The organism is Streptomyces sp. NPDC001530, from assembly GCF_042894545.1.
Classification (GTDB): domain Bacteria; phylum Actinomycetota; class Actinomycetes; order Streptomycetales; family Streptomycetaceae; genus Streptomyces.
This window is the reverse complement of sequence record NZ_JBIAVS010000032.1, coordinates 61,449-87,745: the sequence shown is the minus strand read 5'-3', so window position 1 is coordinate 87,745 and position 26,297 is coordinate 61,449. Positions and strand designations below refer to the sequence as shown.

The window sequence follows — 26,297 nt, the reverse complement described above, 5'->3', positions numbered from 1 at the left end:
GACGGACCCGAACCATCGCAGTCGGCGACTCGAAGGAGCCGAGTGTCTGCAGCAAGAGAGCAGTCACAATGGCGATGAGGAGCCCGTTGAGAACGGTGGGACGGCGATGGCCGAGTGCACGCGGCGACTGGGCCGCGGCATGAGCAGATCGATCAGAGATGGTGTGTGTACGGCCTGCCCGAGCCGACCAATGGCGATTCTGGGCTGAGAGGCGGCCAAGTCATTGTTCATTGGGACCGGTTGACGCCGGTAGTCCGTCTCCCGCCGTAGGTCGGGGTGGCGTGGAGACGGACCGTACGTGTCCGGCCGGGGCAGGTGCCGGTCAGCCGAACTGGCCAGGCTGGTAGTCCCCGGCAGGCTGCTGGTTGATGACGTTGATGCGGTTGTAGGCGTTGATGACGGCGATGAGGGAAATCAGGGCGACGAGCTGGTCCTCGTCGAAGTGCTTGGCAGCGTTCGCCCAGACCGCATCAGTGACACCACCGGCTGCGTCGGCGATGCGCGTGCCCTGCTCGGTCAGTTCCAGTGCAGCGCGCTCGTCTTCGGTGAAGACCGTGGCCTCACGCCAGACCGCGATCAGGTTGAGGCGTTGCTGGGTTTCTCCCGCCAGGGCGGCGTCCTTGGTGTGCATGTCAGTGCAGAAGCCGCAGCCGTTGATCTGGCTTGCGCGAATCTTCACCAGTTCCTGTATCGCGGCCGGCAGCGTTGATTCCGAAACCACCTTGCCGGCCGAGTTGATGTGCTTCAGCACCTTGCCGGCGAGGGGGCTGCCGAAGTAGTTGAGACGCGATTCCACGATGATCTCCTAGCAGTGTTGCGGATACACATCACTGACCGGGATGGCTGGCGAAGTGTGACAGGAAGCCGGGTGTGATGCGCGTCTCATCCGTCGCGTCATCGGCCGCCTGTTGGAAGGCAAAATCCGACCTGGTCGAGGACGAAGAAACAGGCGGAGGCTGTGTCTACATGGTGTTGCTCGTCGCGGCAGATCGTCAGTACACACATCCCACCGCCGCGAGTAGCGCCGTTCGCCGTGCGCCGGCCGGTCTCCCAGCCCCTCGCCGGACTTGGAGGTGGCGCCCGGTCGATGAGGCGACCGCCGAAACAACCACGAATGGCCGCAACAAGCTCCAGTAACCGACGTCACCTACCATCCCCGACCCTCGATTGGATCAGCGGCTGCGAGCCGGACTTGCTCGCGCCGAGCCCGCTCCTCGGCCGTCAGTCCACCGCCATCGGGATACCCAGGCTCCGTTTCCTGGACCTGGAGCACAAAGGGTTTAACGGCCCGCGAGACCAAGGGCGTCCGAGAGGATCATCGTTAGGGCACCAGAACCTTGAGGTTCCTGAAACCCACTATCTGACCGACCTTGCTCGGTCATCGGGAGGTCGCGGGCTCTGTAGTTGCTGGGCAGCCTGCCGCTGTCGCTCCGCCACGCGTTGGGCACGACCCGCTGCTTGACGACGCAAGCGCGTATGCATGTGCCGCTGCGCCGCCGACGTTGCCAACTCGAGCAGTTGCTTCGCCCCCTCGGGCTACTCCGAGCCGGCCACCGGGGCACCCCGCTTGACATTGAGTGTCACGACCAGTCGGCCTGGCGGCGCGGGTGGGTCGGGGACCGCTACGCGTATGCCCTCGGCCGCCTATAGACGGTCGATGATGATGTGCAGCGCATCCAGGCCTCGCGGCAGGGGGACCAGAGTTGCTGTCCAGTCCTCGCGGAACTCCAGGGTTGCTTCGGCTAAGGGCCGTCCCGTAACTCCTGGTCACAGGTGAGATGGACTTGCCGTGACGGGTGTGATCACGTCGTCGGCGCCGTACCCGATAGCCCCGTTAGCCGACTTCTTGCCACTCTAATTGTGGCCGCCTCACAAAGGCAGCCAACTGGGCCACCCCACGGGCGTGCCGCCCGGTTCGCACATGCTGTCCGGGTGGCCGGGCGACACGTACCACACTGCCAGCTCCGGCCAGAGCAGCATCGCACTGGCAAGGATCGTCAACACCAGCGGCAGCAAGAGGCCTCGGCGACCCGTCATCTTGCGCATCACCGCCCACAGCACGGTGGACACGGTCGCCACGCCGGTCGACGCCACCACCCATGCAACGAGCTGGTAGGAGCCGTTGGTGCCAATGTCGCAGTTCGCCCAGGTACTGATCAACACTAACGAGGCCACGTACGCGGACCCCAGAAAGAGCACCCACCCGATCAGCCAGGCGGCCGCGCTGTACTCGGCTTTCTTTCCCACGGGGGAGCGCCGCTCCGTTGTCTCCACGCATTTACCTTCCGCCGGGAATGGTGCGCCATAGGGGCGGCCGGCCATCAGTCGCCCCGTCCTTGCGGCGCGTGATGCTACAACGGGCGCTGGCCACAAGTGAGATGATCTTGGTGTGGCTGGTGTGATCACGGCGTCGGAGCCCTCTTGGATAGCCCCGTTCACCGGGGTGAGCCCGCGCTGTTTCACCAAGCTGGTGACCGCGCTGCGCCGCGAAGGTGTCGATGAGGTGCGGCGGGGCCGGCCGTGGAGCCTGTCGCTGGAGGAGCGGGTACTGCTGGTTGCCGCGTACTGGCGGACGAACCTGACGCTGCGCCAGCTGGCCCCGCTGTTCGGGATCTCGAAATCCGCGGCCAACCGCATCATCGACCAACTACTGCTGGATTCCTTTTCGTTGGGTATATGTCCTGGTGGCGGGGTAGTTGATGGTGCTCGGGGGGCGGGTGCTGGACACGACCGGGGCGTGACGAGGACGAACGGACCGTCGTTCGCCGGTTGTCGCGGGCATGGAAGGCTCCGCGCGATGCAGTGATGCGGGCCCGGATGATCGAGCTGAGCTGGGCGGGGCTGCGGGTGCCGGCGATCGCCGTCGAGCTGGGCTGCAGCCGGAAAACGGTCCGGTGCTGGCTGCACCGCTTCAACCGCTTCGGCTTGCAAGGGCTGGAGGATCTGGGCGGGCAGGGCCGCAAGCGACGGATCACCGAGGAGGAACGGTCGAGGATCATCTCCCTGGTCAAGACCGTGCCGCCGGGGCTGCTGAGGGGGGAAGCCCGTCGGGGAGCTGTGGGCCTTCGACGAGGCCGGGCCGCCCGAGTGGACGCTGGATTCCCCGGCCGCGGCAGCGCGGGCCGAAGGGATCGAGGTGGGGCGCTCACAGGTCCGCCGTATCCTCCTCGCCGAAGGCATGCGCTGGCGCCGCACCCGGTCCTGGACGCGATCGAAGGACCCGGACTTCATCCCAAAAGGACACGGATCATCGGCCTCTGCACCCACCCGCCCGCAGGGGCGACGGTGATCTGCGCCGACGAGCTGGGGCCAGTGATCCCGCGAACCTTCCCGCCCGCACCCGCCTGGTCACCGGACGGGCACCGGATCAAAGCGGAACTCGACTACAGCCGCGGACCGGAAAACCTGGGTCTACGGCGGTCTGTGACCAGCCGACGGTCAGGCAGTCACGATGACGGCATCCTCTCGCAACAGCGTCTTCTACCAGCAGTTCCTGCAACTGCTCGAAGACGCCAACCCGCACGGGGAAATCTGGATCGTCACCGACAACCTGTCCAGCCACAACAGCCTGTCCACCCGGACCTGACTCGAAGACCATCCCCGCATCCACCACGCCTTCATCCCCGTCGGCGCGTGCTGGCTCAACCTGCAGGAAGGCTGGTGGCGCATCTTCCGAAAAGCCGCCCTCGCCGGCCAGTCATTCGCCAACCGCGACGACATCGACCAGGCCACGGCCCTGGCGATCAACCAGCTCAACTCCCATGCCAACCCCTGGATCTGGGACAGACCCACACCATCAACTCGCCTACTACGGCGCCGATATGTGTACACCGTTTGAGGAATCCAGCAACAGCCGCACGATGTGGCACGCGCCGACACTCGCCTTAGGAGTTCGATCCGGGTCTGCTCCGGCTGCTGCCGTCGACTGGTGCGACGGCCGGACAGAGTCACTGGTGTACGCCCCTGTCCGGCTTCGTTGATGTCAGCCGTGGATGTCAGACGCTTTCTGATCCGTAGCTCTAGCCGGATCGGTCAGCGACGGCCATTCCGGTCACTGCACGGTCTTGGAGGAACGCCACCGAACGGGGACCGGTTGATGCGGTTGCGGTACTTCGATGTGAAGTCGCGCTGGAACAGCTCCGGCACCGGTGTGGCGGACGGCTCGGGCTCGGTGGTGACCTGGCGCTTGCGCAGCCGGTCAGCGGACCGTCCGCGCCGCCTGTTCGATGATGTGGGTGACGGCCTCCGGGTGGGACACGCTCACAGCGTGGGAGGACTGGATCTCCTCGATGTGGGCATTGGCGCGCTTGGCCATGTAGACCTGAAGTTCCCGGGGGATGATCTGGTCATTGGAGCCGACCAGGGCCCAGGAAGGGATGGTCTTCCAGGCAGGCTCACCAGAAGGTTCGTTAAGGGCAGTGCCGGTCCCGGGACGCTGGGTGACCGCCATCAGGCCAGCGGTATTCGCGGGGACATCGGCACCGAACGCCTGGCGGAACTTGGACTGGTCGATGTAGAAGTCGAAGTCCTTGGAGCCGTCGGGGTTGGTGATCGGGACGGGACGCAGAACCTCGCCGATGACGCTGCCCTCGAACTTGCTCACCAGCTCATTGGCGTTCTCGCCCTTGTCGGGGAGGAAGGCGTCGGCGTACACCAGTGCCTTGACCTTGTCGGAGCCGTAGGCGGCGTTGCTGATCACCGCTCCGCCGTAGGAGTGCCCGACAAGAACCACCGGCCCGTCGATGCTGGCCAGCAGGTCCTTGACGGAGGCGGCGTCGCTGCTCAGACCCCGCAGAGGGTTGGCCGCGGCCACCACCGGGTAGCCGTCCTCCTTCAACTTCTTGATGACGCCGTTCCAGCTGGAGGAGTCGGCGAACGCGCCGTGGACGAGTACGACGGTCGGCTTGCCGGCCTTTGAGGAAGTGGTCTTGGCGGCGCTCGCCGGACCGACCGCCGTAGCGAAAAATCCGGCGGCGACAGCCGCCGTGGCCATGAGGGTGAGGGGAGTGCGGGCACGGCGATAGCGCGAATGACGGTACATGAAGAGCCCTTTCGAGGCAGAGGTTTGAGTCATGTCCGGACAGATGGACATGGCCGCAGTACGGCAGGAAGCTGCCGCAAGTCATGGAGAGGCAGACCGTGGGCGGCAAGCGGGAACATGTCCGGGGCTTGCCAGGAGCGGGCTACGGCCGAGGATCGGCTCGGTGAATCGATCGGGCCCGACGGTCCCGTGCGCGGGTTGGCAGGCTGCCGAGCGACCGTGCTGATCGGCTCGCCCACAGTGCTCATCGTGTCTGTGGGGTCGATGAACAGTGGCGGAAACGGATGATCACTGTTCTACGCCTGTAAGGTCCACGCGCACGAGCGCCGAGGTGGTGAACAGATTCAGTGCTGCTGGTCCTTTAGACGCTGCGGCTGAGCAGCGCAGTACTCTCAGTTGCTGCGGAGGACGGTGCGCAGGGTGTGAATGGCCTGCTCCATCGCAGCAGTTGTGGCCTGCGTGGGCCGGAGGGGGTTGAGCATCATGAAGTCGTGCAGGATGCCGTTGTAGCGGATGCTCGTGGTGGGAACGCCGGCCTGGGTCAGCTTGCGGGCGTAGGCCTCACCCTCGTCCCGCAGCACGTCGTTCTCGTCGACGATGACGAGCGCCGGCGGCAGCCCCTGAAGCTCCTCCAGGCTCGCCCGCAGCGGCGAGGCGGTGATCTCGGCCCGCTGGGCGGGGTCGGTGGTGTAGCAGTCCCAGAACCAGGCCATGCCTTTCGCCGTGAGGAAGGGCCCGTCTGTGAATTCCCGGTAGCTGTCGGTGTCCTGTGCCGCGTCCGTGACGGGGTAGTACAGCGACTGGTGCACGAAGGTCACGTCACCGCGCTGCTTGGCCATGAGGGTCAGTGCGGCGGTCATGTTGCCGCCGACGGAGTCGCCGGCAACAGCCAGGCGGGAGGCGTCCAGACCTTCCTCGGCGCCCTTCGCGGTGATCCATTGAGCAGTCGCGTATGCCTGCTCGATGGCAACCGGGTACTTGGCCTCCGGCGAGCGGTCGTACTCGACGAACACGACGGCGGCGTTCGCCCCGACGGCCAGCTCACCCACCAGACGGTCGTGGGTGCCGGCGTTGCCGAGGACCCAGCCGCCGCCGTGCACATAGAGGACGACTGGCAGCGTGCCCTGACTGCCGATGGGCTTGACGATTCGTACCTGCACATCGCCCACCTCGGCGGGCACCGTGATCCACTTTTCCGTCACGTCCGGCTTCGCTACCGGCGCCGCCTGCAGGTCGTCCAAAACCTTCCGGGCACCTTCCGGACCGAGTTCGTACAGGAACGGAGGGGTGGCCGTCGCGTCCGCGAGCTCCTGAGCTGCAGGCTCCAGAACAGGCTTAGTCATCACTACACTCCTTGGGTCGGCGGGCTCTTGCCTGCTTTCACACTTATGACAGAGCACGTGCCAAATGTGTGACAAGCACCGAAGTGAACCGCCCCGGGTTCGGTAGAGATCCCAGACTGTGGTTGTGACCGGGGGTTTCGGGGATTCGACGTAGTGGTTGGCCTCGTACTCGACGGGCGGGACGCGGCCTGTCTCACCGTGGAGGCGGCGGTGGCAGTACCAGTCGACCCACTCGGCTGTGGCGAGCTCGACCTGGGATAGCGTCTTCCAGGGCCGGCCGGGTTTGAGCCCGGAGGTCGCCGGCGCAGTCACTCAAACTGGCTCTGGTGGCGCGGTCTGGTAGCACCGTCCCTTTGTGGCGTCCGCTTCCACGATCTCCGGCACACCCGCAACACCCTGGCCGCGACCGGTGCCGCGACCACGCGCGAGCGAATCGCTGCCCCGGGGGGTGTTACAGCCGTCTGTGGACCGGACAGCCCGGACAGCGGTCCTTTGAGCTGTCCGGCCCGTTTGTGCAGTTGAGGCGCGTAACCGGACAGCCGGACAGCTGGGACACGCCACCAGCACGGGTGCGCGTGGGAAGCTGGAACGCGACGGTGTCCGAAGGAGGAATGGGCTGTGGCGGCCGGCTCCACGGCTTTACGCAGCCACTTTGGTGCGAGCCTCTCCCCGATTCTTCAAGGGCCCGCAGAGCACGCCGAACCGTGGTGCGGGCCACCCCGACTCGCGCCCGATCTCGGCTTCGGACGGCAACCCATCCAGGTGGGCCCCAGCGGCGATCCGCTCGCGCAGCGCCTGATAGATCACCTGATACGTCCCGCGTGGGCTCGGGCTCGGCACGCTGGATCATCGAGATGTGCGAGTTCACATCAGCTGTTAAGAATGAGGCCAACCATGCCCCAGTCGCAAGAACCTCGACGAGTAGCCGACTTCTGATTGGTGACGCGGGGAACGCGACGTGCCATCCCCGTGTCACCCGCCGTTCTGGAAGATGTCTGTGCGGAGCGCTTGACCGTGTGCGTGCCCCTGGCGTGGCGGATAGGAGCACGGGGTCGTCCACCACTTTCCGGAAGGCAGTGACGTACGAGCCCGGAGCACTGTGGTGAGGCCCCAGCCGGGCCGCCCACGCGTGGGCGGCCCGACCGTTGCGGAGAACAGGGGTCTTCCGTTTTGGCTATCGGAGGCGTAGGTTCCGCTTACTCCGCGGCGGCGCCTTTCGAGGCGCAGGCCCGCCGGTTCCGGAACGGCGGGCCACGCGGGGGCCAATTGCCTGGTCGCGGCCTTGTCTCGGCAGACGGTGCTCGCTGCCCGGGCGCCGGTACCACTAACGGTACGCCCGCACGAGGAGATCTCTCCGATCCCGTCGCCGGGCGCGAGCAGCCACCCGGCTGCGTCGGCGTCTCAGGTGCCACGGTTTCCCTGCGGCAGACGAGCGGGGGCGCCGGTTTTGGGAGGGGTGCGAGTGCCCGTGCCCGGCCTAGTCCCGGCAGATGTTGGTTGCGGTGCCGGCAACCGCGGTCTGCTGGGCGGTTGGGGGAAGGTGTGCGGTGGGGCTACTGATCTCGTCGGAGTGTTGTCGGGGGTGACGTGTACTGATCCCTGCGGTAGGCCGGTTGTATGCGGTACGCGCAGGGCGGCGGACTGACGGCAGAGCGGCGGCGGTTACGCGAGCGGATCCGGTACGAGGCGGGCGAGCGGTTCGCCTGCGGCGAGAAGACCGCGGTGATCGCGAAGGATCTCCGGGTCAGTGAGCGGTCGGTGGAGCGCTGGCGTCGTGCCTGGCGGGAGGGCGGGATGGACGCCCTCGCCTCCACGGGGCCGCCGAAACTCCCCAAGCTGTCCGACGGCCAGTTCGCCGAGCTGGAGAAGGAGCTGGCCCTGGGACCGGCCGAGCACGGCTGGGAAGACCAGCGCTGGACCCTGGCCCGGATCAGAGCGCTGATCGCCTTCAAGTTCCAGATCGACTGCTCGATGGCGGCGGTGTGGCGGCTGCTGCAGCGGCACGGCTGGTCCTGGCAGCGTCCCGCCCTCCGGGCCGTGGAACGCGACGAGGGCGCGGTGGGACTGTGGAAGAAGGATGTGTGGCCGCAGGTGGAATGACTGCGGCGGCGCTCGGAGCCTACGTTGTCTTCGAAGACGAGGCCGGGTTCTCGATGACACCGCCGTGCGCCCGCACCTCGGGCCGGCGTGGCCACACGCCCGTGGTACGGGCGCGCGGACAGCGGCTTACGGCCGGGGAGCGGAACCTGCGCTCCCTCGTCGGCAGCAGCGGTTCGATCCGCGCCCACAGCTCATGCGACATGATCCACGGTGATGCCCCCGCACGTCGCGGCAACGCTCAACTCGCCACACGGGCACGGCCTGCGGCGCCGATCCACCCCATCGTGTCAGCCGCTCTCAGGCGCTGTTGCGGCCGATGCTCGCACCGCCGTCGACGCGCAGGATCTGGCCGGTGATGAAACCCGCCTTCTCGGAGAGCAGGAAGGCGATCGCGGCGGCGAGCTCGTCCGGGCGCCCGAACCTTCCCATGGGAACAGTCGCCAGGTAGCGGGCGGCTCCGGCCGACCCAGGCGGGTTGTTCTCCCGGAACAACTCGGTCTCGGTGGGGCCCGGGGCGACAGCGTTGACGGTGATCCCGTGTGCAGCAAGCTCTCCGGCCCAGCCTCGCGTCACGAACTCCATGGCGGCCTTGGCCGCCCCGTAGGACGTTCGATCGGGCAACCCCAGGGTGACCAGGCTGGTGACGTTCACCACGCGGCCCCAGGACCGTTCGAGCATGCCGGGCAAGACGGCCTGGACGATCTGGACCGCGGTGCGCACGTTCATGTCGAGAACCGCGTCGAGGTCGGACAGAGCGACCTCCCCGACGGGCGCGGGTCGCACCATCCCCACATTGTTGACCACGGCGTCGACCGGTCCCGCGCCCATCACTTCGCCCAGGACCTGATCGGTGGCCGCACGGTCGGCAAGGTCGGCTTCGTGGAACTCGCCGGGAAAGGACTGCGGTGCGCTGCGGGCGATGCCCACGGGGGTATGACCTTCTCCTGCCAGCTGTTCGGCGAGGGCGCGGCCGATGCCTTTGGACGCGCCCGTGATGAGTACTCGCCTGCGGGTCATGGGTTCGCTCCTTTGCTGCGCTGATCCGCGCCTCGATTGTGTGTGGGGGCGAGTGGACCTTCATCACCGTAAGAGATCCCTCCTACCCGGCCCCTGCCGGGGCCGGGCTCAGAGGTGCCCACCACTCCGGACAGACCCCCACAGTGTCAGGTGCCAGAAGTTGCGGTCTGGTTGCCGTATCAGGAGTGGGCGAGCGCCCAGTCGAGGGCGTAATCGGCGATCTCCTGCCAGCCGTCCTGGGCGGGCATCAGGTGGGACCGGCCGGGGAACACCGTGACCTCGGTGGTGGTGCCGTCGGCCTTGTAGTGCTTCGCGTTGGACTGCTGCACCTTGGGCGGCATGAGGTGGTCGTGCTCGCCGGAGCAGAAGAGCAGGGGCGCCCGGCCGGCGTTGTGGTAGTCGACGTAGGTGTCGGTGTGTCCGGGGTGGATGTTGGCCAAGGCGCTGCCCCACACGATGCTGCCCGGTGCGGGGATGTGGTAGCGCTCGTAGGTCGTGCGGGCCTGGTCCGCGGGGAAGGTGTTGGTGAAGGCGTAGCGCCAGTGGTCGTAGTCGAAACCGACGGCGCGGTGGCGGTTGGCCGGGTTCTTCAGCACCGGAAAGGTGGACCGGACCTGGGACAGCGGTACGACGGCCACGCCCTCGGTGGGTGCGGAGTTGATCGCCACTCCGGCGGCGCCGAAGCCGCGGTCGAGCAGGATCTGGGTGAACGCGCCGCCGGCCGAGTGCCCCATGATGACCGGCGGCCGGTCCAGCTCGGTGATGATCTTCTCCAGGGCGGAGATGATGGCGGGGACGGTCACGGTCTCGATGGGGGTCGGGTCGGCGTTGAGGGCCTCGACCTCCACCTCGAAGCCGGGGTAGGGCGGGGCGATGACACGGAAGCCCTTGTTCTCGTAGTGGGCGATCCAGCTCTCCCAGGCCCGCGGCGTCACCCAAAAGCCGTGGACGAGGACGATGGTGTCGGGTTGCATCAGTGTGCTCCTTAGCGAGTGGACCGATGGCCGGTCGAACTTAGGACCGGTAGGGGTCCGGGAATGTGACACCAGAGCAAAAAGATTGCCTATGTGGCACAGAGGATGCTGATGTGCCCGCGCCCGGAGGAGGGGAGCGACGCCGGGTGCTTGATGAGGTAGGGGAAGTTTCGCGTCCTGCGGCTCACACCTCGTGAGGCAGAGCAGATAGGAAGTCGCCTCTGGCTTCTACGCCTTTGAGCGGTCGGCTTCGCCGACGGGCTGCTACACCCCGAAAATGTTGCAGCCGTCTGTGACCGGACGACCCGGACACCGCCACTATGAGCGGTCCGGGCCGTTGATGCAGGTGAGAGGCGTAACCGGACAGCCGGACAGGTGGGAGAGTGGGAGACGCGAGAGGGCCCGTACTTTCGGATGCGGGCCCTCTCACAGGTCCGAGTCGCTTAGAGGTCGCGCGGATAGGCGAGGTTGGGGACACCGGCAACAGGACGGGCACAGGTCCTGGTGATCATGGAGTTGCGACGCTCTGTAATCACTGGGGAGACCTGTGCCCGCGCTTCCATCATGGCTGACTGAACCGCTCTGGGACCAATTCGCGGTCCTGTTTCCCGAGCGGCCGGAGTACCACCCGGACCATCCGCTCGGCTGCCACCGCCGACGCATTAGCGACCGGATCATCTTCGACAAGATGCTGCAACTGCTGCGATTCGGCTGTTCTTACGAGGCGATCGCCGACACCACCTGCTCGGCCACCACGATCCGCAACCGTCGCGACGAGTGGATACGATTGGGCGCCTTCGCCCGGCTCAAACAGATCGCGCTCGGCTCCTACGACCGGATCGTCGGCCTCGTCCTCGACCAGATCGCCGTGGACGGCTCCATCACCAAGGCTCCCGGAGGCGGCGAGGTGGCCGGGCGTTCCCCGGTCGACCGGGGCAAACAGGGCCTGAAACGCTCGGGCATGACGGACGGTTACGGCATTCCACTGGGTCGTGTCCTGGCCGGAGCCAACCGTCACGACTCCCCGCTGCTCGCCCCGACCCTGGACCGCCTGGACGACCTGGGGCCGTTGCCCGACGACGTCACCGTGCACCTGGACGCTGGCTACGACTCGGACAAGACCCGCGCGCTGCTCAATGAACGCGGCCTCCACGGCCGCATCGCGCACAAGGGCGAGAAGGCGCCCATCCAGGCCAGTCAGAGGTGGCACGTGGAGCGCACCCACGCCTGGCAGAACGCCTTCTACCGGCTCGCCCGCTGTTACGAGCGGCGCGCCACCGTCGTCGACGCATTCTTCGACCTCGCCGACACGATCATCACCGTGCGCAGTCTGATCCGGCGGACATGGACGACTCACCGCTGGGACAAACGCCCGGACCGCCGACCATGACCGCCGCGCACCTCTAAACGTCGCGCACCGCCAGCACTTCGACCGCTGCCCCAGACGACTCCAGCAGTGGTGCAGCGGCAGAACGCCGGCGATCCGGATTGGGTCCGGCGGGCCGTGGTCGGCGGCTTCCGCAGGTTCCTCGCCGTTCAAGGCAAGCGGTCGGCGAGGCCGAGTGCCGCTGGGGAAGGGGGCTGTCAGTGCCTCCCGTGATAATCACCTCGCCACGTTGACCGCGCCGATCGGAGGCACCTGTTGTCCACGCTCCATGAGTTCACGACCTGGGAGCCTCTGCTGCACATCCTGCGATCCGCTCACACCGCGACGCCGGGCACTCTGGGCGGTCACGTCGCCGGACGGATCGGCACCCACGCGTACAGCGTGCCGATGCCATGGGGGACGATGTTCACCATGCACGGGCAGGCGTCTGTCGCGGCGGACAGACGGCCCGAGTTCGACGCCGTGCAGCGGGTGCGGGGCGCGCTGGCAGAGGCCGACGCCGACGGCGCCTCCTTCGTGGCCCGGATGTCCCCGGACGGCCCGGCCGTGCTGCACTTGCTCGACTTCGGGCCCGCCGTGGAGGCCGAGGTCAGCGGGCCGCTCCCGGGTGCGCTCGTACTGGTCGAAGGCGCTGTACCCGAGCCCTGGCGCCGGCTGCCCGATCCGGTGCCTGACGCGAAGCCCTCGCCGGCGGCGGATCCGGCAGCACTGGAGAGCTTCCTGCGCGAACGCCTCCCCGACGCCATCGGCGCCACGGAGGCGGAGCTGGCGGAGGCGGAGGCACGCCTCGGGATACCGCTGCCCGACGAGCTCAAGGCGCTCTACCGGGTGACCCGGGCCCGTTGGGAGGACTGGAACGACGACTACGAGCCGGCCATGCGGGTCGCCGAGGCAGTCGGCTGCCAACTCTTGCCCCTTGACGAGCTGTACATCGCCGACGCCGCCTCAGGCCGGTCCCTGTGGCGGTTCGCGGCGTTGGAGGCGGAGGCGGTTGACACCCGGTCCGACACTGCGGTGCAGGGGCTGGTCGGCTCACCCGGTTGGATCGTCTTCGGCCACTGGGACGGCGACCGGCTCGCGGTCGACCTGACCCCGGGACCGGGCGGGCACACCGGGCAGGTCATCGTCCTCGTCCGCGAGGAGAGCATCGGCGCGGGTCTGATCGCCGACTCCCTCACCGAGCTGGTGCTGCCTGGACGGGGGAGGCGCAGTCCCCGCCGGCGCGCGGACGACGAGCGGCCAGCCGTGGCGCACGTCAACAGCCGCGGTGTGAGCAGTGTCGAGGTCGCCGCGCACTCCGCGCTGGAGGTCCTGAGCATCGGCGTGTGGGAGGGCGAACCGCTCAGCCTGGAGCCCGTCGTGGACTTGCCGCGCCTGCGAACCTTTAGGGCCTCCCCGGGCACGCTCGCCGACCCGCTGGAGATCTCCCGGCTCACCGGCCTCGAGTTCCTGGAGCTCTGCCCGCAGGACTGGCGCGTGCTCCTGGACGCCGACGCGGTCCCGCGCAGCCTGCTGGCCGCCGGCATCGAGGTGCGCAACGACGTCGACCCCCTGCCGGTCGTGGACCTCGCCAACGAGATCCTCGCCCGCTGGGACCGCCCCTTGATCACCCGCACCACCCTGGAAGGCAGCCTCGGCCCCATGCCGTAGCCCTGGCTGGCCGGGGCGGCGGGGAACGGCTTCAGCCATGCACGGGCCACACGGGCCAGTGGTTCGTGCGCGGCAGCCACCCGTTCTTTCGCTTCGCGCGCGCCAGCCGGGCGTAGCCCTGGCAGATCTTCGAGATCCGGCCGCGCGCGGCGATCATCCGCGCGTTGCTTCTACGACGGTTACCGCATCACGCGGCCGCGGACGGGTTTGCTTATCTCTGCCAGCAACTACCAGTTACCGTCGAACATTTATGGGACACCTTTTAGCGACCGCCTATCTGCGCGACCTCTTACTCCGGAGTGAATGCGTAGATCACCTCTCGTCACCCTCTGAACTGTGGTGGAGTCCGTCAGAGGGCGTAAGCGGTAAAGAGAGGGTCGGAGGTGTGTCGGACGCCCCTGCGAAGCCCGCTTCGCGAGGTCGGTGGGTTCGCCTCAGGCAGGCGCCGATCGGGGGCCGGATGTGTGGGGGAGGTCTTGTTCGGCCCAGACGACCTTGCCGCCCGGTATCGAGCGGGAGCCCCACCTGCGCGACAGTTTGGTGACGAGGGAGAGGCCGCGGCCGTTCTCGTCCGTGGTGCGTGCGCGACGCGGTCGCGGGGCGAACGCGTCGGTGTCGGACACTTCGCAGGTCAGGACTTGGTGCCGGATGAGCCGCAGCCCGATCTGTCCGGTGCCGTGGCGGATGGCGTTGGTGACGAGTTCGCTGACGATCAGTTGCGTGGCGTCCTGAAGATCTTCCAGGCCCCATTCCGTCAGTTGTCGTGCTGCAAGGGTGCGGGCGGTGCGGACGGCGGACTGGTCACCGGGCAGTGTCCAGGAGGCCACCCGGGTCGGGCTGAGGGAGCGGGTGCGGACGAGGAGGAGCGTGACGTCGTCGCACGGTGTCTGGTCCGGAAGGGACTGCGTTGCGATGTCGCAGAGGTCTTCCAGGGATCGGCCCGGTTGTGCGAGGACGGTGCCCAGCCGGCGCATTCCCTCTTCGATGTCGTGTTCACGGGTCTCGATCAGGCCATCGGTGTACAGGGCGAGGACGCTTCCCTCGGCCAGTTCCAGTTCCACGGAGTCGAAGGGGTCCCCCAGGCCGACACCCAGGGGGGCTCCGGTGGGGAGGTCGAGGTACGTGACCCGGCCCTGCGGGAAGATGATCGCGGGCGGGGGGTGCCCGGCCGATGCCATGGTGCACCGGCGGGTGGCCGGGTCGTAGACGGCGTACAGGCAGGTGGCACCCACCACCGCGGGGGTCTGGTCCGGGGTGTCGGCGTCTTCCTCGCCCAGTCGTTGGACCGTGTCGTCGAGGTGGGCCAGCAGCTCGTCGGGGGGCGGTTCCATGTCGGCGAGGGTGTGGACGGCGCTGCGGAGCCTGCCCATGGTCGCGGCGGCGTGGAGGCCGTGTCCGATCACGTCGCCGACGACGAGCGCCACCCGTGCGCCGGACAGCGGGATCACGTCGAACCAGTCCCCGCCGACACCGTGGTCCAGGTCCGCGGGCAGGTAGCGCGACGCCGCCTCGACCGCTGTGCCGCCTTTCAACCGGCGGGGCGGCAGATGGCGTTGCAGTGTGAGGGCGGCGGTGTGTTTGCGAGCGTACTGACGGGCGTTGTTCAACGACTGCGCGGCGCGGCCGACGAGCTCTTCGGCCAGGAGGAGGTCGACCTCATGGAACGGCACGGGATCCTTTGTGCGGACGAACAGCGCCACGCCCAGCAGGGAGCGCCGTGCACGGATGGGTACGACCATGATCGAGTGCACGCCGTGCTCGCGGACCCTGTGTGCCAGTTCCGGCACCTTGTCGACCCATGTGCCCGAGGCGGTGTCCAGGACCGGCTCCAGGAGGGACTTCCCGGCACGTAGGACGTCGGTGAAGGGTGAGACCGGCGGCACGAATACCGGCTCGCCGCGCAACCATGGGGATTCCGGGACCCCCCGGTGGATCGAGGCCAGACCGGCACGTCGGAGACCGGGGAGGCGCTTGCCCGTCGCGCCGATGCGGACCGGGGGCCCCTCCCCGAACGAGATCGACTGTTCCAGGTCCACGGCGACGTGGTCGGCGAGCAGCGGCACGGCAAGGTCGGCCAGTTCCTGGCTGGCCTGCATCACATCCAGGGTGCTGCCCAGACGCGTACTGGCCTGGCTGAGGACGGCGAGGCGCTCACGCGTCCGCTGGCTCGCGGTGACGTCAGCGCCGATGACGCACACCCCCAGCGCTTGGCCGTCGGCGCCCTGGAGGCACTGAAATGAAGCCGCGAACTGGTGCTCCGGGCCCTGACTCGTCGGCATCCACGTCCGGTACTCGTGGATCTTGGGCGCACCGTTTTGGAGGACCTGTCGCATCACCGCCTCAGTTGTTTCGGCATTGGCACCCGGCAGTACCTCGGTGAATCGACGGCCGAGACGTCGGTCACGGGGAAGGCCGTCGTGGCTCTCAGCAACGTCGTTTACGTAGGTGGACCGCAGTTGCCGGTCACGAATGCCGACACCGATCGGCGCGCGGGCGAGAAGCGGTCCCCGCACCGATCTGTCTATCGCCCCGGACTGCGGGACGGCGTCGGTCACGGACGCGAGCCATCGCGCTGTCCCGTCCTGGCCGCGCAACATCGTGAGCCGTACGCTGACGTCGAGTACGCGGCCGTCCCGGTGGCGCACTGCCGTCGCCCCTGACCAGCCGTTTTCGGCACGGCACTGCTCGACGAACGCCGATGTCGTCGTCGCTTCCTTGAAGGATGGCAGCACGAGTGCGGCTGACCGGCCCACGACGTCTCCGGCGGAGAATCCGACGAGCCGTTCGGCGGTGTGTGTCCATGCCGCGACCGTTCCCTGCTCGTCGAGCAGCGCGATTGCCGTGTCGGATATATCAGACGCGTTCAGCTGCTTACCGAGTGTCACTGCGTCGAGGCTGGTCATGGTCATCGAGTGCTCTCTTCGGGAGTCTGGGAAAGCCGGCGGTGCGGGGCTCGAATGATGTGTCCCTTTTTCATCGAATGACCGGATAACGATCGGTTTTGTGACGGCGCTGCAGCCGCGACTGATACTGCTCCCGTCATTGCGGTCGCCGTCGGGCTGTCAGCCGGGCGAAGCTCCAAGTGGCCGGCTGACCCGCCCCGCCTCCGGGCGACCTTTGCGCGCTCCTCGAATTGCAGCTCGTCGCAGGTAGGGGAAGCTCTGCATCCTGCGCTTCACGCCTTGTGATGCACTGTTAAGAGCCGGGCACCTGACACGCTCCCTCGTGCGCCCTTCAACTTTGAGCCACCCGTCGCACCAGACCGTGTACTTCTACTTCAGGGCGTGGCGCGATGGCGGAACGCTCGACCTGATCCACGACACCTTGCGGCGCCGGGTGCGCCGGGCCCCGGGTCGTGACGAGGAGCCGACGTCCGCGATCCTGGACGCGCAGAGCGTGAAGACCGCGGCCGGTGTTTCCGGCAAGACGACCGGATATGACCCGGCCAAGTCCATCAAGGGCCGCAAGCGGTTCCTCCTCGTCGACTTGCTCGGCCTGCTGCTGGTCGTCCTGGTCCTGGCCGCGAGCGCGCACGACAGTACCGGCCGTACCGAGATCCTTGACCGGCTCGCGGCCGCGGCGCCACGCCTGGCGATCGTGTGGACCGACTCCGGTTTCAAGAACACGGTCGTCAACCACGGGCAGGCGATCGGGGTCAACGTCGAGGTCGTGCAACGCGCCCCGAACACGAGATGGGTCGTGGAACGCACGAACGCGTGGGCCATGCGACACCGCCGCCTGGCCGCGACTACGAGGCGCTGCCGGCAACCTCCGAGGCGATGATCAAGTGGTCCGTGATCGACATCATGGGCCGACGCCTCACCGGCCGCAGCACACCAACATGGCGCGACCCGAAACCCGCGACCAGGTGAAAGGGGCGCATCGTCATCAACGGTCCTCTGAGGGTGTCTGGGTGAGAACCCGCAGGTCTCTCCCCCGTGTTGGGGGCAGTGTGCGACGGGTTCAGAGAGCGATTGAACCCAACTTTGATCGCCCCGTCGGTCACGTAAGTCAAGTGCAGTCTCAACTGGCCCCTGGGTGGACCCGAGGGCGGGTCACGTGGACGTGTGAATTCGGACCTTTTTGGATGAGACGAGATTGATGTCCCCAAGAGGCCGATGTCGGTTCTCACGCCAGCCTCGCGGCCCGCATTGGGGCCCGTAACTTACGTCACATGCTGGCTAGTCAGCGAGCTGGGGTGAAACCTCCCTATCGGGATTAATCATCCTCTCACAAGTCGCTTTATCCCGGGTATTTCATCCCGGAATCTGCGGTTGATGCGGTGACGGTGTCACACAACATCCCTGGCGAACAGGGTCACACATCGGGTCGCAGCCCGGTCTTGGTTGCGTACCAGCCCGATTCGTGATGAGCGAGGTGGATGATGAGGGTCACATGTCGCCGGAGAGCAGCCTCTTCGGCACGTTCTGGCTTCGGCGGGGGCGACTCGGCGAGTGGTCGTGGCCATGGGGGGCGTCAGACACGTTCCCGCAGACGGCCAGGCATCGACGTCGGCAAGAAAGTCGCAGGAGCCGCAAGCATCATCTCGGCGTCGACACCCTTGCTTTGCTGCCCGCCGTCTGGGTCATCGTCGCCGGCGCTGCTGGGCACCGCGTTCCGCACGGCGGGACGCTTTCTCGACGGGCTGCGTATCAGTGGGCCGGGCCTGTACCAGGCCGACGGCCTTTCGGCGGCATCCGCCAGTCCGGGCAAAGCGTCCACTTCTTCTCTACGGGGGGTCGGTCTGTGAGTACCATCGCGTTCCTCAACATCGCCATGCAGGGGCACGTCAATCCGACGCTGCCGGTAGTGGCCGAACTCGTTCGGCGCGGCCACACCGTCACGTACCACACCTCGCCCGCGTTCCGTGCGGAGATCGAGGCCGCCGGCGCGACGGTGTGCCTCTCCCCCGGGGGCGACCAGCCGCTCCCCGATCCGCCGACGCCGGCCACGCTGATGGAGGGGCTTGCGAGTACTGCCGTCCGCTTGCTGCCCGCGGTGCTCACCGACCTGCGCCGCGTACGGCCCGACTTGATCGTCCACGACAACGCCTGTTTGTGGGGCGCAGTCGCCGCCCGCGAACTCGAGGTACCGGCGGCGGCGTCGTTCACCACGTTTGCGTACAACCGGCATGTGCCCAGCCCCACCCGCGGCTCGTGGGACCTGCTGGCCGCGGCGACGGCTCGGCCCCGCAGCCTCCAGGGCTACCTGCGGTCGCGCTGGGAGCTGCGCCGTCGCTTCGACGCACGTGGGTTGCCCCTGCTCGACTTGGGAAACATCCGCCAGCCGCTCAATCTGGTCTACACCTCGCGGGCGTTCCAGCCTGCCGTCGAGGACTTCGACCAGGCCTACCGGTTCGTTGGCCCAAGCATTGGCTCCCGCCCGGCCGACCCGTCGTTCCCGGCCGATCGGCTGCAGGACCCGGTGCTGTACGCCTCGCTGGGCACGGTGTTCAACGCCGACCCGCAGTTGCTGCGCAGCTTCGCCACCGCGCTCGCCCCGCTGGGCGGCACTGTGATCGTCGCCACCGGGCAGACCGATCCCGCCGCGCTGGGTCCGTTGCCGGCCAACGTGCTCGCCCGCCGCTTCGTGCCGCAGCCGGAGGTGCTGGCGCGCGCGGCGCTGTTCGTCACCCATGGCGGGATGAACAGTGTCAACGAGGCCCTGTACGCCGGGGTTCCGATGTTGGTGGTCCCGCAGGGGGCTGACCAGCCGATGGTGGCCCGTCGTGTCGTAGAGCTCGGCGCCGGCCTGTCGATACGTACGCAGGACGTCACCGAGGGCTCCGTGCGTGCCCTCGCCCGGCGCCTGCTCGACGACCCCCGGTTCCGGGCAGCCGCGACCACCCTGCAGGCCGCCCAGCACGAGGCGGGTGGATATCGGCGCGCCGCCGACGAACTCGAGCGGTACCTGCATGCGGTCGGCTCGGTCAGTCAGTCGGCTTCCGTCGATCCGACACAGCGAGGCTGAGTGATGTCACCCGTCGTCGTCATCCTGTTGCTGTTCGCCGGGCTGTCGGAGGCCGCCGGGCGCATCCTGCCTCTGGTGGCGCGCCGGCCTGGCATGTCGCGGACTGTTGCTGCCGGGTTGCTGCTGCCCGGTGGCCTCGTCGAGGGTGCTGTGTTCGCGCTGTGGCCGCTGACCGCGTGGAACCTGGCCGAGCGGGTGGTGTCCCCTCGACCGCCAGGCGGCGGGTTGGAGTGGACACCGGGCCTGGTAGCCCCGCTGGTGCTTGCTGCCGTCCTTGCGTTCCCGCTGCTTGGGCCCCTGCTCCACCTGCTGCTCTTTGTGGGGGTCGGGGCCGGTCTGGTCGGTCCGCTCGCCGCGGCGGCCGGGCTGGGCTGGTGGGCCGCCGCCGGTTGCGTGGCCGTCGCTGGGGTCGGCCTGGGTGTCGCGGTAGAGGCCGTTCGGCGTCTAGTCGTGAGGGTCAGTGCGACCGAGATGCCGGAGCCGATCGCATGAACGATTTCCTGCTCTGGGTCTGCGTGCTTGGGCCGGCTCTGCTCGCCGAAGCTCTGCTGGCCCGCTACGAAGTGATGGCCTACAGCGCCGGCTGGCGGGCCCCTACCACCGAGCTCCCGCAGGGCGTGCCCTATGCCCGGGGTGCGGCCCCTGATAGTCCCCCGGATGCCTACCTGGTCTACCTGGACGGCATCGGGAAACGCCGCGTCCGCGACACCCGGGACGGCGGCCAGCTGGTCAAGGCCCTGATCGCTGGAGCGCCGGAGCTGCGGGTGCTGGGTCAGGTGCAGCCCTACTCGCCGCTTGCCGACCCGCTTGCTGATCGGCCGGTGTGGGTGTGGCTGCGCCGCCGGATCGGGCTGCTGCTGTTCCTGCACAATGTCATGCAGATCTTCGTCGCCGCCGACCGCAGGTACCGCCCCTTGTACAACCGGGCCGTCGGCTCCCAGATCGCCACTCAGCTCCGGCTCGCCGGCTACCAGCCCGACAGCGGTATCCCCGTGGTGCTGCTCAGCTACAGCGGCGGCGCCCAGGTCGCCACCGGCGCGGTTGACGAACTGCACACCCAGCTACGCTCTCCGCTCCTGCTGATCACGCTCGGTGGGTTCCACAACGGCGCCAACGACCTCACCCATGCCGAGCACGTGCATCAGCTCACCAGCGCGAGCGACTGGATTGAGCGGGTCGGCACCTGGATCTTCCCCCAGCGCTGGCGGCTGTTCCGCCGTGGCGGATGGAACCGGGCCAGCCGCGCTGGGAAGATCACCGTGCATCGGCTCGACCCGGCCACCCACCTCGGGCCGCGCAGCTACATCAGCCCGAAGGCCCAGCTGCCCGATGGCCGCAGCTACCTCGACTGCACCACCGACACTGTGATCGCGCTCATCCGCGCCCGCCACAGCGCGACCGCTGCGACGGAGGACCCGTTGCCATGAGGACCTCGACCCGAGCGTGCAGCGCAGGGCCCGGAGCGCTTGGCGCGAAGTCGACCTTGTCGGGCGCCTCCGCCGCGACGTCGTCGGCTGCGATGGGCTGGAAGAGCACTTGGTGAAGGGCAGCCGTGGCACCGTGTATGCGGTGAGGGCGATGCGGCCGACACCCTTGGTCACCGCGGTTTGCGTCTCGATTCCGGGTTCACCCGGGACGTGACGGGGCTCGGCCAACATGGCACGGGCGAGCTTGAGGTGCAGCTTCGCGCGGAGCGGTGGAATGCTCATGGTGCGCAGGATCCCCGGCTTCACTGACCGGGGATCCACTGCTCTACAGGCCACGGCCCCCAGCGGTCTCCCCGCCCTGTTTGGTCGGCGGGCGGGAGACCCCCGCTGCGTGGGGCGGCGAGCCCGTCGGCGGAGTGGCCAACGGCGTATGTGGTCGGCGGGGTATTCGGCGGCGGGCTTCACCGCGTCGGTGAGAAATCCGCGACCCAGCGGTGAGTTGGGAACGAATCCGACTTGTTCCCACCCTCTGCGACATCCCCAGCTCTTGTGGAGGGAGTGGACCTTGGGATGCCCGGTCAACAAGCAGGACGAGGAGCGTTCCGTGTGGTGCTACCGATCGGTGTGCAGCCGCGCGCGGCAAGGCCGCTCTTCCGCCAAGCCAGCTGTCGTGCTGATCGATGAGGGGTTCGACGACGCGTTGGGGTACCACGAGGTGCTCCCTGTCTTGGGCTGCTCGCTGTGGGCGGGCGGCCCAGGACAGAAAGCGTCAGGTCAGGTGCTGGTTTCCGCCTGGAGGGCGGCAGCACGGTCGACGTCGAGCCCGGCGACCAGGCCGCGCAGGATGGGGCCGTACTCGGGGTGGGCGAGGGCGTGGGCCATCTGGGCGACGAGGTAGTCGGCCGGGTTGCCGGTGTCGTACCAGCGGCCCTTGATGACCTGCCCGTACACCGCGCGGGTGGCGGCGTAGGCGTTGATGGCGTCGGTCAGGTAGACCTCGCCGGTCTTGTGCTCGTACCAGTGGCGGGTCTGCTCGCGCAGTTCGTCGATGATGCCGGGGGTGACGACGTAACCGCCGATAGCCGCGTACGACGACGGGGCGGCAGCGGGCTCGGGCTTTTCGACCAGGCCGGTGATGCGCAGTTGGCCGTCTCCGAGGTCTTCCTTGACGATCGGCACGCCATAGCGCTGGGAGTGGGTGGGGTCCATCGGCATGAGGGCCAGCACCGGGCAGCCGGTCTGCTCATACGCGCGGATCAGCTGCTGGGCGCGGGGGACCTCGGCCACGAAGACGTCGTCGGGCCACAGCACCAGCACCGGCTCGTCGCCGAAGGCGCGGGCAGCGTTCAGCACCGGGGTGCCGTTGCCGTAGGGGCCGTACTGGTCGAGGTAGGTGATGTGGCCCTGGCGGGCCAGCTCTGCGACCTCCTCCACCGCGTCCGCGTAGGCCGCCTTGCCGTCTTCGCGGAGTTGTTCGACGAGGGCGGGGTTGGGGCGGAAGTGGTCCTGGATGAGGCTCTTGCCGCCGGAGACGACGATGGTGATGTCGGTGATGCCGGAGTCCACCAGCTCGCGCACGGTGTGCTCGATGACCGGCTTGTCGCCGACCGGGAGCATCTCCTTCGGTGTCGCCTTCGTCAGGGGCAGCAGACGGGAGCCGAGTCCGGCGGCGGGGATGACGGCCCTGCGAATCGTCGGGGACATCACGTCTCTCTCGGTCGAGCAGCGCACCGTACCGGCCGGCACGGCACACGCCGACGCTACCAACGCCCGCCGCTGCCCCTGCAATCGCCCGTCTTGCCGACCGCTTGGGTAATTACCGGCACACACAGTAAGGAAGCGGGGTACTTCGTCACCGCGAAGTACCCGCTTGGTGTCGATCGGCGCGGCGACCTGGGTGCGCACGCGGTCGCGCGCCCTGGGAAGAAGCCTTTGTCCACGCACTCGTCGGGCTCCGGGCGGTGTGAGCGTGCGGCTCGAGGACGGCACGTCGCTCAGTGCTGAGGTGCTTCTCGTCGCTTGGGACGTACTGCCGTGACCGAAGGGCTGGGCCTCGCCGAGCACGGGATCTAACAGGGCTCGTCGATGGGCACTGTCAGACCGGCTCCCGGCGGCTATGCCGTGGGTCTTGGCCGCTGAGCACTGCGCTGGGAGCGACCCTGACAAGCCGCGTTTAGTTTCAACCGATACCGTATCGAATGAATGGATGGCTGGTAATGTGCGTCCATGGCCGATCCTCACAGAACCGCCACCGTGCGTGCGACCGACCGCCCCGGGGATGCCTCGCCTTTCGCTCTCGGCTTGCTGCTGCGCCGGGCGCACTGGCGCGCGGCCTCGGTGATGACGGAGGCGCTTCGGCCGCTCGGCATCGAGTTGCGGCACTATGGCGTGCTGATCGTGCTCGTCGACCGCGGGCCCACGGTGCAGCGGGACTTGGCGACGGCGGCGGGGTCGGACAAGGCGGGGATCATGCGGGTCGTGGACGACCTGGAGCGTAAGGGGCTGGCCGTACGCAAGGCGGTTCCGGGGGACCGGCGGGTGCGGGCAGTGGAGATCACGCCTCAGGGTGTCGAGCTTATCGATGCGGCTCATGTGGCGGCGGAGCCGCTGGTTGAGCGTCTGGTTGCCGAACTGGGGACCGGCGAGCCCGAGCAGCTGACGGATCTGCTGACCCGGTTTTCCTATCCCGCGGGCGGCGAGGCGTAAGCGCATCCGCGCGACGGTTGCCTGCCGCGTGGGCGACCTTCGTCTCAGGCAGCTGCCGCCGATGGCTTTGAAGGCTTGGCCACCCGGCTTCCCATGACGACTCGGCCGCTCCCGGCAATGCTTGAGGCGGACGAGGTGAAGTCGCTGTAGGCCTTGCCGCCAGGTTCTGGTGCCATAGGTCGGACAGGGTGTCCATCAAGGCCTTGGGCTGGGTCGCGACATTATCGAACCGGGCGGGTGTGCCCAAGGTGACGCGTCCGCTCGCAGCAGGTCCTCATGCGTCACCACGGGAATGTGCCCGGTGGCCGAGACGTGCTCTATCCGGGCGTTGTTACGGGTGACCGCTTGTACAGGCGGGTCCTGGACGCGCCGCAGGCGGACCTCGGCAACGGCGCCGGCGGCACCCTTCGTGGTCGGTTCCTGTACGAGTCTCCTTCCTCACATACGTGGGGCTCATATGTCCGAAATGGTATTGAATGATACTATCGTGAACGTAACGGTAATAGATGCGTTGAACAGGTAGGGAGGCAGGCGATCATGGACGTCTATGAGGCAGTCACGAGCCGACGGGCGGTGCGCGGATTCACCGACCGGCACGTCCCGAGGGAGGTGCTGGAGCGTGTGCTGTCCGCCGCGGCCTGGGCGCCGTCCGGATCGAACATTCAGCCGTGGCACGCCTACGTGCTGACCGGCGCGCCGCTGGCCGAGCTCAAGAAACGCACCGGCGAGCGCCTGGCCGCAGGCGACCCCTGGGACGACGCGGAGTACGAGCAGTACCCGCCCGCACTGAAGTCCCCGTACCGCGAACGTCGATCAGCCTTCGGCGCACAGCGCTACGGCGCGCTCGGCATTGCGCGCGAGGACATAGAGGCGCGCCAGAGGGCCGCTTCCGCGAACTGGGACTGTTTCGGCGCGCCCGCCGCCCTGTTCTGCTACATCGACCGCGACATGGGCCCGGCCCAATGGTCCGACGTCGGCATGTTTCTGCAGACCGTCATGCTCTTGCTCCGCGCCGAAGGGCTGCACAGTTGCCCGCAGATGGCATGGGCGAAGTATCACAGGACCGTCGCGGAGGTCCTGTCACGCCCGGACGAGCTCATCCTCTTCTGTGGCATGTCGATCGGGTTCGAGGACGTCACGGTGGATTACGCCCGTACGGGCCGGGCCCCGCTCGACGAGACGGTCACGTTCGTCGACGGTTAGTACTGGAATCGCATGCGGCATGACGGGGGGATTGATGCTCGTTGGTGCGACTGTGTGCTGATGAGCTGACGGTCGAGCAGGTCGATTCGTGGTCCGAGGAGATAGCCGGCTGCATGCCCGATTCGCCCACCGTTTGGCAGGTCCGAGCCGCGCGAGCGGGCTGAGACCGGACAGCTGGACCTCGACTCGATGGTCTCCCGGCGCATCGCGCTCGGCCAGGTCAACGAGAAGGTGTCCGCTACGTGATCATTGCGACGTGAGTTCCCCGCACCCCGAAAGCGCGGCCAGGTAGGCAGGCGGCTGCTGTGGCCTGGCTGGATGCGGTAGCAGGGGCCGTGTGAGGGGATCGGCGGACGGTGGAGCCGATCCCCCGCGGTCAGGAAGAAGCTCGGTGCTGTTCCCGGTTCTTCGTGGCCCCGTTCAAGGCAGACGGGGACGGGGCCACGCGGGGGTGTGGATTTACAGGGCGGACGCGGCGCTGTGCAGGTTCTTGGCGGCCAGGGCGAGTCCTTCGGTCTGGGAGTAGGCGGCGTCCTCGTGTTCGATGTTCACGGCCATGTCGGGGTTGATCTCGGCGAGGGCGCGCAGGAACTCGGTCCAGAAGGAGACGTCGTTTCCGAGGCCGACGGCGACGAACTTCCACGCCGGGTTCTCGGGCCAGGCGTTGCACCAGAAGCCGTAGCCGGTGGGCACCTTGCCGGGCGCGTCGGCGGGGACGCGGGTGAACGACGTGTCCAGGACGCCGCGGATGTCGGCGCCGGGGCAGAGCGTCGCGTCCTTCGCGGCGGCGTGGAACACCAGCGGGCCCAGCCACTTGATGGAGGCGATGACGTCCATGCCCTGCCACATCAGGTGGGACGGGTCCATCTCGGCGCCGACGTTCGTGGCGCCCGTCTCGTCGACGAGCCGCTTCAGGGTGACCGGGGAGAACACCAGGTTGTGCGGGTGCATCTCGATGGCGACCCGGACGTCGTTCTCCCTGGCCAGCGCGTCGATCTCCTTCCAGAACTCGACGGCCACGCCCCACTGGTAGTCCAGGACGTCCATGTAGACGCCGTCCCACGGGTTCACCACCCATGAGGGGTACTTGGCGTCGGGGTCGGAGCCCGGGGTGCCGGACATGGTGACCACGTGCTTGACGCCGAGCAGGCCCGCGAGGCGGATCGTACGGCGCAGGTCGTCCGCGTGCTTCGGGCCGACACCCGGGAGGGGGTTGAGCGGGTTGCCGTTGCAGTTGAGGCCGGTCAGTTCCATTCCACGGTCGGCGAAGGTCGCCAGGTACTCCTCGCGCGCGGTGGCCGAGGACAGCAGGAGGTCGACCGGGCAGTGGGGGGAGGGGATGAAGCCGCCGGTGTTGACCTCCACGGAGGTCAGACCGTTCTCCTTCAGGATGTCGAGGGCCTCGGTGAGGGGACGGTCGTGCAGACAGGCGGTGTAGGCGCCGAGCTTGAGGGCCATGGGAGTTGCTCCTTGGATGCG

General features: G+C 67.8%; 20 protein-coding genes and 3 pseudogenes. 12 read left to right on the top strand and 11 right to left on the bottom strand.

Going from position 1 to position 26,297, the window contains the following annotated elements:
* Positions 1 to 322: 322 nt before the first annotated feature.
* Together ACFY0T_RS44195 and ACFY0T_RS44190 are read right to left on the bottom strand one after the other, a co-directional pair.
* Entirely contained in the window at positions 323 to 796 is a 474-nt protein-coding gene (locus ACFY0T_RS44195; protein WP_388884191.1) for a carboxymuconolactone decarboxylase family protein, read from the bottom strand.
* Positions 797 to 1,869: 1,073 nt separating this feature from the next.
* On the bottom strand, positions 1,870 to 2,274 hold the full coding sequence (locus ACFY0T_RS44190) for a hypothetical protein (protein ID WP_388884190.1): 405 nt from the start codon (positions 2,272 to 2,274) through the stop codon (positions 1,870 to 1,872).
* Between the two features lie 115 nt (positions 2,275 to 2,389).
* Between ACFY0T_RS44190 and ACFY0T_RS44185 the strand changes: the two are divergent.
* From ACFY0T_RS44185 to ACFY0T_RS44175, 3 genes and pseudogenes are all read left to right on the top strand, one after another.
* Positions 2,390 to 2,650 (top strand): annotated as a pseudogene (locus tag ACFY0T_RS44185) (transposase family protein); the annotation flags it as partial.
* 155 nt (positions 2,651 to 2,805) lie between these two features.
* Positions 2,806 to 2,976 (top strand): annotated as a pseudogene (locus ACFY0T_RS44180) (helix-turn-helix domain-containing protein); the annotation flags it as partial.
* Between the two features lie 475 nt (positions 2,977 to 3,451).
* A complete protein-coding gene (locus ACFY0T_RS44175) occupies positions 3,452 to 3,586 on the top strand; it encodes a hypothetical protein (RefSeq protein WP_388884202.1) in 135 nt (44 codons plus the stop codon).
* Positions 3,587 to 4,198: 612 nt separating this feature from the next.
* On the opposite strand, the gene ACFY0T_RS44170 is transcribed toward ACFY0T_RS44175, so the two are convergent.
* Both ACFY0T_RS44170 and ACFY0T_RS44165 read right to left on the bottom strand, forming a co-directional pair.
* Complete coding sequence (locus ACFY0T_RS44170; RefSeq protein ID WP_388884189.1) at positions 4,199 to 5,041, bottom strand: alpha/beta fold hydrolase; 843 nt, start codon at positions 5,039 to 5,041, stop codon at positions 4,199 to 4,201.
* Positions 5,042 to 5,433: 392 nt separating this feature from the next.
* Complete coding sequence (locus ACFY0T_RS44165; protein WP_388884188.1) at positions 5,434 to 6,384, bottom strand: alpha/beta hydrolase; 951 nt, start codon at positions 6,382 to 6,384, stop codon at positions 5,434 to 5,436.
* Between the two features lie 1,617 nt (positions 6,385 to 8,001).
* Between ACFY0T_RS44165 and ACFY0T_RS44160 the strand changes: the two genes are divergently transcribed.
* Positions 8,002 to 8,484, top strand: coding sequence for a winged helix-turn-helix domain-containing protein (locus tag ACFY0T_RS44160; RefSeq protein ID WP_388884187.1), 483 nt, complete (start codon positions 8,002 to 8,004; stop codon positions 8,482 to 8,484).
* 297 nt (positions 8,485 to 8,781) lie between these two features.
* Here the strand turns inward: ACFY0T_RS44160 and ACFY0T_RS44155 are convergent, their stop codons facing one another.
* Together ACFY0T_RS44155 and ACFY0T_RS44150 are read right to left on the bottom strand one after the other, a co-directional pair.
* A complete protein-coding gene (locus ACFY0T_RS44155) occupies positions 8,782 to 9,501 on the bottom strand; it encodes an SDR family oxidoreductase (RefSeq protein WP_388884186.1) in 720 nt (239 codons plus the stop codon).
* Between the two features lie 179 nt (positions 9,502 to 9,680).
* Complete coding sequence (locus tag ACFY0T_RS44150; RefSeq protein ID WP_388884185.1) at positions 9,681 to 10,475, bottom strand: alpha/beta hydrolase; 795 nt, start codon at positions 10,473 to 10,475, stop codon at positions 9,681 to 9,683.
* A gap of 547 nt (positions 10,476 to 11,022) precedes the next feature.
* Here ACFY0T_RS44150 and ACFY0T_RS44145 point away from each other — a divergent pair.
* Positions 11,023 to 11,865: an IS5 family transposase gene (locus ACFY0T_RS44145; protein WP_388884184.1), complete on the top strand. Its 843-nt coding sequence runs from the start codon at positions 11,023 to 11,025 to the stop codon at positions 11,863 to 11,865.
* A gap of 252 nt (positions 11,866 to 12,117) precedes the next feature.
* Positions 12,118 to 13,512, top strand: coding sequence for an SMI1/KNR4 family protein (locus tag ACFY0T_RS44140; protein ID WP_388884183.1), 1,395 nt, complete (start codon positions 12,118 to 12,120; stop codon positions 13,510 to 13,512).
* A gap of 31 nt (positions 13,513 to 13,543) precedes the next feature.
* Here the strand turns inward: ACFY0T_RS44140 and ACFY0T_RS44135 are convergent, their stop codons facing one another.
* Positions 13,544 to 13,669: a hypothetical protein gene (locus ACFY0T_RS44135; protein ID WP_388884182.1), complete on the bottom strand. Its 126-nt coding sequence runs from the start codon at positions 13,667 to 13,669 to the stop codon at positions 13,544 to 13,546.
* A gap of 277 nt (positions 13,670 to 13,946) precedes the next feature.
* Entirely contained in the window at positions 13,947 to 16,421 is a 2,475-nt protein-coding gene (locus tag ACFY0T_RS44130) for a SpoIIE family protein phosphatase (RefSeq protein ID WP_388884181.1), read from the bottom strand.
* Between the two features lie 331 nt (positions 16,422 to 16,752).
* On the opposite strand from ACFY0T_RS44130, the gene ACFY0T_RS44125 reads away from it, so the two are divergent.
* The 4 genes from ACFY0T_RS44125 to ACFY0T_RS44110 all read left to right on the top strand — a co-directional run bounded on the left by ACFY0T_RS44125 (position 16,753) and on the right by ACFY0T_RS44110 (position 20,909).
* Positions 16,753 to 17,295, top strand: coding sequence for a transposase (locus ACFY0T_RS44125; RefSeq protein WP_388884180.1), 543 nt, complete (start codon positions 16,753 to 16,755; stop codon positions 17,293 to 17,295).
* Positions 17,296 to 18,258: 963 nt separating this feature from the next.
* Complete coding sequence (locus ACFY0T_RS44120) at positions 18,259 to 19,482, top strand: macrolide family glycosyltransferase (RefSeq protein WP_388884179.1); 1,224 nt, start codon at positions 18,259 to 18,261, stop codon at positions 19,480 to 19,482.
* Between the two features lie 3 nt (positions 19,483 to 19,485).
* Positions 19,486 to 19,974 carry a hypothetical protein gene (locus ACFY0T_RS44115; protein ID WP_388884178.1) on the top strand — a complete coding sequence of 163 codons (489 nt, stop codon included), beginning with the start codon at positions 19,486 to 19,488 and terminating at the stop codon, positions 19,972 to 19,974.
* Positions 19,971 to 20,909, top strand: coding sequence for a hypothetical protein (locus tag ACFY0T_RS44110; RefSeq protein WP_388884177.1), 939 nt, complete (start codon positions 19,971 to 19,973; stop codon positions 20,907 to 20,909). The genes ACFY0T_RS44115 and ACFY0T_RS44110 overlap by 4 nt, the downstream gene beginning before the upstream one ends.
* Before the next feature lie 411 nt (positions 20,910 to 21,320).
* Here the strand turns inward: ACFY0T_RS44110 and ACFY0T_RS44105 are convergent.
* Together ACFY0T_RS44105 and ACFY0T_RS44100 are read right to left on the bottom strand one after the other, a co-directional pair.
* Positions 21,321 to 21,425, bottom strand: a pseudogene (locus ACFY0T_RS44105) (aldo/keto reductase); the annotation flags it as partial.
* 258 nt (positions 21,426 to 21,683) lie between these two features.
* The gene (locus ACFY0T_RS44100; RefSeq protein ID WP_388884176.1) at positions 21,684 to 22,613 is read right to left on the bottom strand and encodes a UTP--glucose-1-phosphate uridylyltransferase; all 930 of its coding nucleotides are present in this window, start codon (positions 22,611 to 22,613) and stop codon (positions 21,684 to 21,686) included.
* Positions 22,614 to 23,135: 522 nt separating this feature from the next.
* Here ACFY0T_RS44100 and ACFY0T_RS44095 point away from each other — a divergent pair.
* Together ACFY0T_RS44095 and ACFY0T_RS44090 are read left to right on the top strand one after the other, a co-directional pair.
* Entirely contained in the window at positions 23,136 to 23,615 is a 480-nt protein-coding gene (locus ACFY0T_RS44095; RefSeq protein WP_388884175.1) for a MarR family winged helix-turn-helix transcriptional regulator, read from the top strand.
* Between the two features lie 537 nt (positions 23,616 to 24,152).
* Positions 24,153 to 24,818, top strand: a complete 666-nt coding sequence (locus ACFY0T_RS44090; protein WP_388884174.1) for a nitroreductase — start codon at positions 24,153 to 24,155, stop codon at positions 24,816 to 24,818.
* Positions 24,819 to 25,277: 459 nt separating this feature from the next.
* Here the strand turns inward: ACFY0T_RS44090 and ACFY0T_RS44085 are convergent, their stop codons facing one another.
* Positions 25,278 to 26,276 carry a sugar phosphate isomerase/epimerase family protein gene (locus tag ACFY0T_RS44085; RefSeq protein WP_388884173.1) on the bottom strand — a complete coding sequence of 333 codons (999 nt, stop codon included), beginning with the start codon at positions 26,274 to 26,276 and terminating at the stop codon, positions 25,278 to 25,280.
* Positions 26,277 to 26,297: the final 21 nt, after the last annotated feature.

What these genes read in the sequence shown, in the direction of transcription:
- ACFY0T_RS44100 (WP_388884176.1), bottom strand. Translation starts at nt 22,613, where the DNA reads ATGTCCCCGACGATTCGCAGGGCCGTCATCCCCGCCGCCGGACTCGGC.
- ACFY0T_RS44085 (WP_388884173.1), bottom strand. Translation starts at nt 26,276, where the DNA reads ATGGCCCTCAAGCTCGGCGCCTACACCGCCTGTCTGCACGACCGTCCC.
- ACFY0T_RS44170 (WP_388884189.1), bottom strand. Translation starts at nt 5,041, where the DNA reads ATGTACCGTCATTCGCGCTATCGCCGTGCCCGCACTCCCCTCACCCTC.
- ACFY0T_RS44160 (WP_388884187.1), top strand. Translation starts at nt 8,002, where the DNA reads ATGCGGTACGCGCAGGGCGGCGGACTGACGGCAGAGCGGCGGCGGTTA.
- ACFY0T_RS44155 (WP_388884186.1), bottom strand. Translation starts at nt 9,501, where the DNA reads ATGACCCGCAGGCGAGTACTCATCACGGGCGCGTCCAAAGGCATCGGC.
- ACFY0T_RS44135 (WP_388884182.1), bottom strand. Translation starts at nt 13,669, where the DNA reads ATGATCGCCGCGCGCGGCCGGATCTCGAAGATCTGCCAGGGCTACGCC.
- ACFY0T_RS44165 (WP_388884188.1), bottom strand. Translation starts at nt 6,384, where the DNA reads ATGACTAAGCCTGTTCTGGAGCCTGCAGCTCAGGAGCTCGCGGACGCG.
- ACFY0T_RS44150 (WP_388884185.1), bottom strand. Translation starts at nt 10,475, where the DNA reads ATGCAACCCGACACCATCGTCCTCGTCCACGGCTTTTGGGTGACGCCG.
- ACFY0T_RS44095 (WP_388884175.1), top strand. Translation starts at nt 23,136, where the DNA reads ATGGCCGATCCTCACAGAACCGCCACCGTGCGTGCGACCGACCGCCCC.
- ACFY0T_RS44115 (WP_388884178.1), top strand. Translation starts at nt 19,486, where the DNA reads ATGTCACCCGTCGTCGTCATCCTGTTGCTGTTCGCCGGGCTGTCGGAG.
- ACFY0T_RS44110 (WP_388884177.1), top strand. Translation starts at nt 19,971, where the DNA reads ATGAACGATTTCCTGCTCTGGGTCTGCGTGCTTGGGCCGGCTCTGCTC.
- ACFY0T_RS44090 (WP_388884174.1), top strand. Translation starts at nt 24,153, where the DNA reads ATGGACGTCTATGAGGCAGTCACGAGCCGACGGGCGGTGCGCGGATTC.
- ACFY0T_RS44130 (WP_388884181.1), bottom strand. Translation starts at nt 16,421, where the DNA reads ATGACCATGACCAGCCTCGACGCAGTGACACTCGGTAAGCAGCTGAAC.
- ACFY0T_RS44175 (WP_388884202.1), top strand. Translation starts at nt 3,452, where the DNA reads ATGACGGCATCCTCTCGCAACAGCGTCTTCTACCAGCAGTTCCTGCAA.